Annotated in this window: 11 protein-coding genes and 1 pseudogene; 5 read left to right on the top strand and 7 right to left on the bottom strand. The window is 35.4% G+C overall.

The window, feature by feature from the left end; translation table 11 throughout:
- Window positions 1-15 precede the first annotated feature (15 nt).
- Window positions 16-672, top strand: a complete 657-nt coding sequence (nth, locus tag BR50_RS04420; protein WP_034546644.1) for an endonuclease III — start codon at window positions 16-18, stop codon at window positions 670-672.
- A 77-nt stretch (window positions 673-749) separates the two neighbouring features.
- Here nth and BR50_RS04415 read toward each other — a convergent pair whose 3' ends face one another.
- Complete coding sequence (locus BR50_RS04415) at window positions 750-1,751, bottom strand: nucleoid-associated protein (RefSeq protein ID WP_034546642.1); 1,002 nt, start codon at window positions 1,749-1,751, stop codon at window positions 750-752.
- 300 nt (window positions 1,752-2,051) lie between these two features.
- On the opposite strand from BR50_RS04415, the gene BR50_RS04410 reads away from it, so the two are divergent.
- Entirely contained in the window at window positions 2,052-2,918 is an 867-nt protein-coding gene (locus BR50_RS04410) for a MurR/RpiR family transcriptional regulator (protein WP_034546640.1), read from the top strand.
- Window positions 2,919-2,961: 43 nt separating this feature from the next.
- On the opposite strand, the gene BR50_RS04405 is transcribed toward BR50_RS04410, so the two are convergent.
- Both BR50_RS04405 and BR50_RS04400 read right to left on the bottom strand, forming a co-directional pair.
- Window positions 2,962-3,939, bottom strand: a complete 978-nt coding sequence (locus BR50_RS04405; protein ID WP_034546638.1) for a Gfo/Idh/MocA family protein — start codon at window positions 3,937-3,939, stop codon at window positions 2,962-2,964.
- 53 nt (window positions 3,940-3,992) lie between these two features.
- Window positions 3,993-5,009, bottom strand: a complete 1,017-nt coding sequence (locus BR50_RS04400; RefSeq protein ID WP_034546636.1) for a Gfo/Idh/MocA family oxidoreductase — start codon at window positions 5,007-5,009, stop codon at window positions 3,993-3,995.
- 288 nt (window positions 5,010-5,297) lie between these two features.
- On the opposite strand from BR50_RS04400, the gene deoC reads away from it, so the two are divergent.
- Window positions 5,298-5,990 carry a deoxyribose-phosphate aldolase gene (gene deoC, locus BR50_RS04395; RefSeq protein ID WP_034546634.1) on the top strand — a complete coding sequence of 231 codons (693 nt, stop codon included), beginning with the start codon at window positions 5,298-5,300 and terminating at the stop codon, window positions 5,988-5,990.
- A gap of 79 nt (window positions 5,991-6,069) precedes the next feature.
- Here deoC and BR50_RS04390 read toward each other — a convergent pair whose 3' ends face one another.
- Window positions 6,070-6,930, bottom strand: coding sequence for an SDR family oxidoreductase (locus tag BR50_RS04390; protein WP_034546632.1), 861 nt, complete (start codon window positions 6,928-6,930; stop codon window positions 6,070-6,072).
- Window positions 6,931-7,083: 153 nt separating this feature from the next.
- Between BR50_RS04390 and BR50_RS04385 the strand changes: the two are divergent.
- Together BR50_RS04385 and BR50_RS04380 are read left to right on the top strand one after the other, a co-directional pair.
- Window positions 7,084-7,456 (top strand): annotated as a pseudogene (locus BR50_RS04385) (winged helix-turn-helix transcriptional regulator).
- A 15-nt stretch (window positions 7,457-7,471) separates the two neighbouring features.
- Window positions 7,472-7,867, top strand: coding sequence for a DUF1398 family protein (locus BR50_RS04380; protein ID WP_034546631.1), 396 nt, complete (start codon window positions 7,472-7,474; stop codon window positions 7,865-7,867).
- A 101-nt stretch (window positions 7,868-7,968) separates the two neighbouring features.
- On the opposite strand, the gene BR50_RS04375 is transcribed toward BR50_RS04380, so the two are convergent.
- From BR50_RS04375 to BR50_RS04365, 3 genes are all read right to left on the bottom strand, one after another.
- Window positions 7,969-8,244, bottom strand: a complete 276-nt coding sequence (locus tag BR50_RS04375; RefSeq protein ID WP_034546630.1) for a metal-sensitive transcriptional regulator — start codon at window positions 8,242-8,244, stop codon at window positions 7,969-7,971.
- Between the two features lie 63 nt (window positions 8,245-8,307).
- On the bottom strand, window positions 8,308-10,758 hold the full coding sequence (locus BR50_RS04370) for an FAD-dependent oxidoreductase (protein ID WP_034546628.1): 2,451 nt from the start codon (window positions 10,756-10,758) through the stop codon (window positions 8,308-8,310).
- 575 nt (window positions 10,759-11,333) lie between these two features.
- Window positions 11,334-11,795 carry a DUF305 domain-containing protein gene (locus tag BR50_RS04365; protein WP_034546626.1) on the bottom strand — a complete coding sequence of 154 codons (462 nt, stop codon included), beginning with the start codon at window positions 11,793-11,795 and terminating at the stop codon, window positions 11,334-11,336.
- Window positions 11,796-11,812: the final 17 nt, after the last annotated feature.

Raw genomic sequence — 11,812 nt, 5'->3', positions numbered from 1 at the left:
AAGGAAGGAAATACTATGCTGAAAAAAGAATCCGCTCAACATGTTATCTATGAAATTATGAAACTTTATCCTGATGCTATACCAACGATGCGTTATCAAAATCCGTTTCAATTGTTGATGGTCGTCATACTAAGTGCTCAGGCAACAGATGAGTCAGTTGCTAAAGTGAAAGATCAGTTATTCGAACGCTACCCAGATCCTCAAGCGGTTATCGAGTCTTCACCTGAAGAAATTGAAACCTACATAAAAACAGTCGGACTCTACCGAAATAAAGCAAAATATATTTATAAAAGCAGTGGTCAATTACTTAAAAAATTTGATGGGAAAGTTCCAAATACACGTAAGGAACTGGAATCGTTAACTGGGATCGGACCTAAATCAGCTAATATATTATTGAATGTCGCCTTTAACCAAGACGCCTTTGCGGTAGACACACATGTCACCCGAATCTGTAAACACCACAAAATAGTAGACGAAAATGCCACACCTAAACAAATTGAAGAACGCATAACAGAAATTATCCCAGCAAAATACTGGGGGAGAGCACACCAAGCTATGATCTCATTCGGGAAAGAAATATGTACACCTAGAAATATGAAGTGTCATGATTATCCACAGCTGTACGAGAATATAGAAGAAGTAGATCCAACTGATCCAATGGATGCTGTCTAAATTTAAACAAGCGTTACCATAAGTTAAAAATCTTCCTCTGTATTGAGCATTGAAAGGCTCGTACAAAGGAAGATTTCTTAAAACAAGTTTTTTATTTTTTCAATATTTTTGATCATAACAGAAGTAGTTCCATCTGGATTATTGATGAACTCGACAACGTCTGGATCTCGGTAAAGTTCTATCGGGATACTGATCTCGATCCCGTTATCTAAACGAAATTTCTGTTTTGAGTATTTTGGTCCAGCTACGGCTACTTCAGCAGGAGCACGATCTACATAACCCAATTCTTTGATTTCTTCAAAAAACTTTTCCTTTTTTGCATGGTTATCGCCGTAAAGCGTCTCAGCGATCACTAGATTATCAATGACATTTTCTTCCGTCATACTATGAACCAATGCATCTTTCGTATCAGCTAGTACTTGGAATTCTTCATCATCAAAGGCTTTGCTGGTTTTTTGAACAGCTTTTTTAATGATCGAAATATTCTCTTTAAGACTTGGTTGTGGCTTATCTTCTAAAAATAATTCGGTGAAATAATAAATTTTCTCTGCTAATTCAGCAATCAGATGCTTTTTCTCGATCACATGGTATTCCATGTTGTTCAAGTTTAATACCATGCCTTCATGGATCGCTTGGCGAGCGCTCGGCAAGATAGAACGGTTAATGATCAACTGGTTCGTCAGCGTTTCTTCTTCGTACGAGACATAGTGAGTGATACTGTCAGAGTAATTTAATTTGAACAATCCTAAATGCGGCACTTCATCCAAGGTAAAGTAGACAAATAATAAATCAGCTGGTGGTATTTCTGGATTGAGTTTCGTAATCGAAAAGAATTTTTTGGTCAACGTTTTAGTTGTCTCAATAAAATCAGTTTGGGTAGTAGAAAATGCTTGGATCAAAGGATTGTCTGCTGCTAATATCCCCGTTTTCATATTATCTGAATCTTCTACTTTCTCAATCATGGCATGAAGATAGTCAAATGTAAATTTCTCCGTAAGGTCTAGCCCGGCAAAAGAGAAGATAGGTTCGTTACTGTTCAAATCAAAAATGTGTAAAATGGCTTCTTTTATATAGATCATATTGTTCCCTCCGTTTTCAGTCACGCTTAGTAGTATCTCATATATTTGGAATCCACAAAAGTGATTTTTCAAGAAGGATGGGTGAAAGAGAACAACCTAGTATAAAATTTGGAAACATATAATTGAGAGTCATAAAGAAACCCCTATGACGTTAAATTTAAAAGCTCTAACGTTAGGGGCTTCTTCTTTATGACGATCCGCCGTTTTAAATTTAAACTAATAATTGTTTAAACTCACGGTCATGTAGTAAACTATCGCTAAATGATATAAAATCATTCTATAAAGGAGTTGTTAAATGTAGTGCAAGTATTGAATATGTTGAAAAATCAAACGAACTTTACAAATACGGAAATGAGAATTGCCGACTATATTATCCAAAATATCACTACTATCCCAACGATAAATATTGATGTTCTAGCAAAATTAACATACACTTCTCACTCAACGATTATCCGACTCTGTAAAAAAATAGGATATGATGGGTTTAGAAGTTTTAAAGTCGCTATTTCAGAAGTAGTTTATAACCAATTGCATTTGCCTAGTGAAGTAGATGCAAACTTCCCTTTTAAACAAGAGGATTTGACTATGGATATCGCTAAGAATATGGCAGATTTAACTATTGATACGGTGAAAAAAACGTTAGCTCAATTAGATGAAGAATTGCTAAAATCAGTGGCAGAGATGATTTATAAATCGGAACGTATTTTTTTGTTTTCTCGTGGTGATTCACAAGTCCGAGCTAGAAGTTTTCAAAGTAAATTAATGAAGATCAATAAATTCGCCATTATTTCTGAAGAATATGCAGATGTAGCTTGGAATGCATCCAATCTCACCCCAAATGATTGTGCTATATTTCTATCTTATGGGGGGATTAGTCCGCATAATAATCGAATTCTACAACATTTTTCTAATGAAACGATTCCAACAATTTTGATAACGGGGAATCCAAACTCTGATTTGATTAAGTTAGCTACTAAAACAATACTAGTCGTTCAAGAAGAATATGACTTTGTAAAGATTGGAACGTTTGCATCGCAAGTTGCGTTTGAATATATTTTGAACACAATCTATTCTATTTTATATGCAAAAGAATACAGGAATAATCTAGCAAATTTGAAGAAAAAACAAGCTCTGATTGAAAAAGGAATTCTATCTGAAGAAATATAGAGATGGTCATCTATGAGATAGTACAATTTTCCTCTAATAAAAATTATCCTAATGTTATACCAGCAGATTCTAATCCTTTATCGACAACACCCATAACTATTTCGCTGTGATCAAGGTGTTTCGTCATCGTTTCAAAGTCAGCTTCGCTTATGATCCTTTCAAATTCGGTGAATTCCTCATACATTCGATGCACATGAACTTTAGAATCAATCGTTTTGCTCTTATTTTGACTATCTATTACAGTAACTTTATCGATAGTACTTGTAGGGCCTTCAATAATGATAGCTCCCTTATCGCCTTGAATAATGGTTCTGATCGGAGCTGTAGAATCTTTAGCGCCTATACAGACTACTTTTTTATCCCCATAATCAAGACTAAGTATGCCAGAAGTGTCGATTCCTTTTTCAATATTGGCTAAATAAGCTACTTTTTTTGGCTTCCCTAAAAGACCTGTTACAAAATGGATGTTATAAATATTGATATCCATTAAAGCTCCGCCACCCATTTTAGGATTGAAAGCAGGTAACACTTCTCCTTTTTTAAAGGCGTCATATCGTGAAGAATATTGTGAATAATTGCATTCGACTATTTTGATAGCTCCAATATCCTTTAGCGATTCTTTTATTTTTTTATAGTTGGCTAAATATTGATTGGTTATAGCTTCTAATAAAAGTACTTTATTTGTAAAAGCTAGTTCTCGCAACTCTTTCATTTCAGACGATTTGAGAGTAAAGGGTTTTTCACAAATAACATTCTTTTTGCTAAGGATGGCTTTTTTAGCGAAAGAGAAATGCAAATGGTTGGGTAATGCAATATAAACGGTATCTACGTCATCGCTTTTCAAACAATCTTCATAGTTAGTTAAGACTTGATTAATGCCATGTTTGTCTTTTAAAAGCCTCATTTTATCGCTGCTTCTTTCAGTACCCACAATTGCTTCTAACTGAATCTTAGGAATATCGCCAATCATCGTTAAAAAATCATTCACTATCATTCCTGAACCTATAATCGCAAGTTTCATGGTAAACCTTCTTTCTTGATTGAGTAATTCGTATTTTTAACCAATAACATAAATTAGTTATTTATTTTTTGAATACCTTCTTCGAGTATTTCTAGTTGGCGAATGGTTTCTTCATCTTTCACTAGCTTATCTGCTCCATTTACAATTGATTCATGTAAGCCTTCATAAACATGGCTGTAATCCCCAATTTCTGAAACGACTTTTTCTTCGTGATAGAGACCATTATCATCTACATAGGTCAACGTACCATAATGATCAGGCGTATCGATGCCAAAATCCGGGTTAGTGGGCATATAGAATAGTTTTAGGTGTTCTTCTTGTCTGTCCTTCTCTTGCTTGGTAAACATCCCTTTTTTACCATATAAGACAAAACTTGGACGTGATTTGATTCTGAAATAACTCGATTTAACCGAAACTTTCGTTTTTGAATAATAAAAATCCAAATCGAAATAATCATTCATTCGATCAGGACCTAATAACTGTCTCACATCATAATGAATAGAATCTGGTTCTCCAAAGTAGGAAAGAACTTGATCAATGGTATGGCATCCATGCCCATACAAATAACTTGAAGCAGCCGAAAACTCTTTAGAATTTTCTGGAACTTCTGGTCTAAAATAATCATAATGCATTTCAACTTCCAGTAATTCACCAATAAGGCCACTGTCAATAACTTTTTGAGCGGTTAAAAAATCTGAATCATAGCGTCTGTTTTGGTAACATTGAACAAGTAAATTTTTTGATTTTGCTAACTCAAATAGTTCCCTTGCTTCTTGAGCTGTTTCAGTAAAAGGTTTTTCAACTAGTGTGTTTTTTCCTTTTTCTAAGGCTAATTTTGCGAATTCAAAATGTAATGAGCTTGGGAGGCAAATCGCAACTAATTGAATTTCTGGATCATTCCAGATATCTTCTAAATTCGTTGTGTAATGGATTCCAGGAACTTTATCCCAAGGACTAGCTGCATCACGAGAATAAATAGTCTTCACGTTAATGTTTTCTGATTTTTGTGAAAAAGGTAAGTGATAGCGATTCGTACTTTTTCCATTACCGATATAAGCTATTGTTAACATAAAAAAACCTCCTATAGTATGTGATAATTAGATTATATATGAAAATGATTGAAATAAGTCATTACTCAGTCATTAAGGTTCTCATGTTCTTCTCGCTGCTAAATAAATTGAGGTATTCTGAACATTATGTTCAGTGTATCATGATGCGGATAGACTATTCACCTAAAATAGTGAAAATTAGAAGTTTCATAATTTAGGAAGAAGGGCTTCTTTTATTCTAGGGTCAGCTATACAAGGACCTTAATTGTGGTAAAATGAAATCGGATTCAATTAGAGGAGGAAGAAAAAATGACATTCCAATTAAGTGTAGCAGAACTAGCAAATATGGTAGACCATACTTTGTTAAAAGCAGATGCAAAGAAAGCAGCGTTTGAAAAAGTGTGTCAAGAAGCTGATGAATATGGGTTTAAAATGGTAGCCATCAATTCAGCGCCTGTTGCTTTCTGTAAAGAGTTATTAAAAGAAAGTTCCGTTCATGTTGGAGCAGCAATTGGTTTTCCACTCGGCCAGACCACAATTGCTACGAAAGTTTTTGAAGCCACGGATGCAATCAAAAATGGGGCTGATGAAATCGATTATGTGATCAATATTGGTGAACTAAAAAATGGGAACTTAGCATATATTGAACAGGAAATGACTGGAATCGTAAGTGTCTGTCAAGCAAACAATATTTTAAGTAAAGTGATCTTAGAAAACTGTTATCTGACAGATGAAGAAAAGATTGCTGTCTGTGAAATTGCTAAAAGAGTCAAACCGAATTTTGTGAAAACATCGACTGGTTTTGGTACTGGTGGGGCTATGATCGAAGATGTAAGATTAATGAAAGAGACCGTTGGAGCAGACGTTAAGGTGAAAGCAGCAGGGGGCATACGTGATTTTGCAACAGCTAAAGCAATGGTGGAAGCTGGAGCAGAGCGACTAGGAACGAGTGCAGGTATCCAAATCATCAACGAGTATAAAGCACTCGTTAAAGAGTCGTAATACACAATTATGAAGCGAATTAAATATAAAAACAGAAAAAAGAACCTGTAATAGGTTCTTTTTTCTGTTTTTTGTTAGCTTAGTTTTGCAAAAACTCTTTTAAAGCCTCAACCATAGGCGTTAATGGCCTACCTAATACTTTTTCAAAATCATCCGAAATGACAGCTAGTTCACCATTACGAATATCATTTTGAATCATCAAAATAAAACCAACGATCGACTCTGGAACGCCATTTTTGATCAATGAAGCTTTGTAATCTGCGTCATTCATAGCGACAACTTCAAATTCTCTACCACTAGCAGTTTTAAGGGCCGCTGCTAATTCTGTATAAGTAATGGGGGTGCCTGATAACTCTAGTATTTCTGGTGCAGTTATTTTTCCAGTTAAGACATTTACAGCCGCTTCGGCAAATTCACGCTTTAATGCCCAACCAACTTTGCCTTCTCCAGCAGAGTACGCGAAAGGATGGCCTTCCGCTGCTGCATGTAATGTATCTGCTTCATTTTCTATATACCAATTGTTGCGTAAAAAAGTGTGGGGAATATGAGAATCAGAGATCATTTTTTCTGTTAAAATATGATCTTGGGCTAACGGGCTAGCTGAGTCCGCGCCCTTAGGGAAACTAGTATAAGCAATAAATGAAACGTTTTTTTCTTTAGCAGCTTGGACTACATTTTTGTGTTGTTCACCACGCGAAACCGCACCACCTGGTTGTGAGGAAACAAACAACATGCGATCGATCCCATCAAAGGCCTCAAGTAAACTTGCATAGTCGCTAAAGTCCGCAACACGAACATCAATACCCTGTTCACGTAGTTTAGCGGCTTGTTCTTCTGTTCGCGCTAGAGCTGCGATTTCATCCGTTCCAACTTGTTCTTTCAAGTAATGTAAGGCATGAGTGCCTAGTTCTCCTGTGGCACCGGTCAATAAGTAATTCATGTAGTATCAACCTTTCTATTTTTAGTTTTTTTAAAACGCTTGTTTCCTTTAAGTTCTAATACTATAATAGGACTCTAAGTAACTTATGTAAAGTAAGTACTTATGAGTAACATAGTAACTAAAAAGTAACTATCGTGAAAGGACGGGGTTTCTATGCGCAATAAATTAGTGGGTTGTCCAGTAGAGACGACACTTTTATTGATAAATGATCGCTGGAAAATTTTGATATTAAGAGAAGCTATTAGATGGGACTAAACGATTTGGTGAATTAAGAAAAGCAATTGGGACTGTTTCACCAAAAGTGTTAACCTCACATTTGCGTTCTATGGAGGAAGATGGATTAGTTGACCGCGAAATTTTTGCGGAAGTCCCCCCGCGCGTTGAATATACGTTGACCGAATTAGGTGAAAGTTTAAAGCCTGTTTTGGATGCGATGGAGGATTGGGGCATAAACTACCAAGAAAAGAGTACTGTTGAAGTTGATCATCCGAAAGTGGATGCAGTGCAGCCAAATAGCCATTCATAAAAAGGAGGAATAATTATGAGTTTAGATAAACAAGAGATTGAAAAGGCTGTTTATGCAGAAAAGAATACTGGTGAATTTGCTCAATTGATGCAAGAATTCAAAAAAATAGGCGTTAAACGGTATGATTATTTAGTTGCTGAAGGAATACATCGTTATTTCGATGATGAAAGTTCAATCGACTTACCATTGAACGGGAAATCCAAACAAGTTGCTGAACAAAGTGATCATGAGGCTATCAAAGAGGCTGTGAAAAAAGCTCGATTTGGAGCGTTTGATTTTGAAACCTTTTGTGAACTAGCTGGAAAAGCTGGTGTTTCTCTTTGGACAAGTGATTTAGTATTAAACCAAGTTACTTACTATGACATAAATCACCAAATGTTGTTGATCGAACCGATTCCTACTGTACTATGAAGGTTTCCATCAAATGCTTTAAATATAAAATATTTCGAGAAATATACAAAAAAGGCTGACTCCAATAAAAATGGAATCAGCTTTTTTGATATTCTGTTCAGTTATTTCTTTATGATCATCGCAATAGCCTGATCAATTTTTCCAGCTTGGTCTAGAGCATCCGTTTGGGGATTTTCAAAACAGTCTTTCAAATTGTCAGCAACGATCATTCCCATTACACGATCAATGCTAGAGCGAACAGCACTTAATTGGGTAATGATATCAATGCATTCTTTATCTTCATCGATCATTTTTTGAACACCACGAATCTGGCCCTCAGTTCGTCTTAAACGATGAATGATTTTCTTTTGCTCAGCTTGTTTAGTATCAGTATTCATCGTATACCTTCTTTCTAAAAGTCGTTTACATTATACCTTTTTAAATAGAATTGGCAAATAGTATTAGATAAACAAATTCAAGTTAGAATCTTCACTATCACCCAGGTAAGCTGCGACGCCGCCAAATTCAACAAAATCAAATAGTTCTTCTCTTTCGATTCCCATAATATCCATACTCATGGTACAAGCAATAAATTTAACGCCAATTTTATTAGCTTTTTCAATCATGACTGGTAAAGGATCTACATTCTTTTGTTTCATGACTGACTTGATCATTTTAGCGCCAGCTCCACCCATATTCATAGAAGAAATAGGCAAACTTTCTGCATTATTAGGAAGCATGATGTCGAATAATTTTGCTAAACCTTGTTTTTTTACTTTTTGTTTTTTCAAAACGCCTAATCCCCAGAAAGTAAAGAAGATCGTGACCTGTTTACCCATTGCTGCTGCGCCTAAAGCAATGATCATTGATGCTAAAGCTTTATCCATGTCGCCACTAAAGACAACCATTGTTGCGCCATTTTTTGTTTCTCTCAATAAACCGTCTTGAGGAAGAGAAGCAACATTTGCTTGTAAGCTGTTTCCTTTAGCTATGGTAGCTACAACGTTATCGCCTTTGATCTCATTTGTCAGTACGGTATTTCCTGTACTTTTAGCCCAAGATTCAATATCAGCACTAAAACCAAAATCACTGGCTTGAACAACCATTTTCTGTCCATCAGTCATTTGATCCATATGCTCTTTTACTTTTAAAATAGGTCCGGGACATTGCAATCCACAAGCATCTACTTCAATTGTTTTTAAAGAACTATCGATGGTTGAAGCACTAACTTGTTGTTTAGGTGCTAGTTTAAAAGGTTTATTTTTCATTACATAAGTTGCTAATTTGTACGTCTTATAACCACCATCAAGATTTTTTACATCAAAACCATGATGCATCAAGATTCTTGAAGCATTATAGCCACGTAAACCAACTTGACAATAAACGTAGATTGTTTTATCTTTTGGCAATTCGTCTAGTCGATTTCGTAATTGATTTAATGGAATCACTGTACTATTTGGCAATGAACCTGTTGCAAGTTCAAAGTCTTCTCTAATGTCTAGAAAGTAAGCATTTTGATCTAATAAAGCATCGACTTCGTGCCATTGGATCGTTTTGACTTTTTGGTTCATCATATTATCAGCCGTATACCCCAACATATTAACAGGATCTTTTGCACTTGAATAAGGAGGAGCGTATGCTAGCTCTAGACCAGCTAGTTGATCAGCCGTTCCGCCAAATTTCATAGCTGTTGAAATAACATCGATCCGTTTTTCAACGCCTTTTGTCCCAACACCTTGAGCACCTAAAATTTTACCATCATTTCCAAAAAGTAATTTTAGATGAATAGGGCTAGCACCAGGATAATAACCAGCATGTGAATTTGGGTGGATATGGATCACTTGGAAATCAATACCTTTGTTTTTAAGCATCCGTTCACTGTTTCCGGTAGAAGCAGCTGTTAATTCGAAAATTTTTGCAACAGAAGCTCCTTGTGTTCCTGGGTACATTGCAGGAATCCCATTGATGATATCTGCAACTAAACGTCCTTGACGGTTAGCAGGCCATGCAAGAGGGATATTTGTAGGAGATTGATCTACAAAATCTTTGACTTCGATAACATCTCCGATTGCGAAGATATCTGGGTAATTTGTTTGAAGTTGATCGTTTACTTTGATTGCATTTTTGAAACCAAGTTCGATGCCACATTCCTTAGCAAGAGTGTTTTCAGGAGTCACACCAATCGATAAAATAGTTAGATCTGTTTCCAGCACTTTGCCACTCGTCAATAATAGTTTTTTTCCATTATCTTTGAATTCTTTCAAACCGTCATTTAGTAACAAATTAACACCGTGCATGTTGATTTGAGTGTGTAATTGTTGAGCCATTTCAAAGTCTATATTTGGCATAACTTGAGGTGCCATTTCTACTAATTGAACATTAAGGTCCAAGACTTTAAGATTTTCCATCATTTCTAATCCGATGAAGCCACCACCAATGATGGTTGCAGTTTGGATGTCGTGCTTAGCAATATATTCTTTGATAAGATCCATATCCGGAATATTTCGTAACGAAAAGATGTTTTTAGCAGCTTCCATACCTGGAATAGGTGGTGTAATTGCTTTTGCACCAGTTGAAATGATTAGTTTGTCAAAAGATTCTGTATATGTTTCGCCTGTTTGGTGATTCAAAACGCTGATTTCATTTTTTATTGGATCAATCGTTGTTACTTCAGAAAAATTACGAATATCTAGTGCATATTGCTGTTCCATTCCTTCAACAGTCTGTAATAGTAAATTATCACGTTCTTTAATTTCTCCTCCGATATGATAAGGAAGGCCACAATTGGCAAATGAAATGTATTCACCTTTTTCAAATAAAATAATGTTGTCTTCTTCGTTTAAACGACGAAGTCTAGTAGCCGCAGTTGCGCCACCAGCTACACCGCCGATAATAAGTATTTTTTGTACCATGGGGAATTCTCCTTTGAAATTGCTTTATTTTTCACAATACAAACATACCCTACAAGGGTATGCTAGTCAAGCGTTTTAAAGATGAAATGAAAGTGCTGTTACAACAAGTGAATTAGCCGAAAAATTAAAAAAGTACATTTTTACCTTCAGGGGTATGTGTTTTAAAGAGGAGACTTTGTGCTATTTATCCTATTCTTATCTAGTCTAACGATCCTTGAAAAAGGAGTGGTTGGTCAAATCAGATAGTCTGCCAAATCGATTGAGATATGAGGGCTTAAAGACATGAATAGGATTATAAGAATCTACGGCGTTACATAAGAGAATTATACAATTGGCTCGGAATAGTGGGAATAGCAAAAATAGTTAACGCTAATCACAGCAATAACGATTATTACCAAAGTCACAAAAGTAGAAAAAAGATAGTGCTTTTGACGAGTAAATTTGGAATGATTGTATAAATACAAAAAAGTCTGTAGGAGCACGTTGCTCCCGCAGACTTTCTAATAGGCTGAATAGTATATTTATATAGTTTTATTTTGAATAATAATAGTATCAAAAATAGATTAATCAGAAAGTTAATCTATTTCACCATTTACCTCAATATCTTCAATTAGCTTTTTCATTTCTGCAATTTCTACTTCTTGTGCTTTAATGATCGCATCTCTAAGCTCTTGAACACGAGGATCAGATATATCAGCTTTTTCACTGGTTAGAATAGCGCTGGAGTGATGAGGGATCATCGATTTCATCCAAGAAGTATCGTCAACTGTTGCTTGACTTCTTACCAACCAAAGTGAGGTGCCAAATGTAAGGATAGAAATGCCTAAAATGAGGTAATTCAATTTTTTCTTTTGGTACATTTTCCACATAAAGAGCAGCATGATAATGGCCATAACAGATCCCATCATAATAGACATATAAATACGAGTCTCACTAAAAGTAAAATGAGATAGTTCAAAAATATTGAAGAACATCAAAAAATACATTATAACGGTAGAGGTTAAAATCATTAACCCGAAACGAATGTAACTTTTCATATTATCTCCTCCTTAAA

The organism is Carnobacterium alterfunditum DSM 5972 (genome assembly GCF_000744115.1).
In the GTDB taxonomy this organism is placed as follows: Bacteria; Bacillota; Bacilli; order Lactobacillales; family Carnobacteriaceae; genus Carnobacterium_B; species Carnobacterium_B alterfunditum.
Note: the sequence above shows the minus strand (reverse complement) of the source record. Positions and strands in the feature narration are given on the sequence as shown.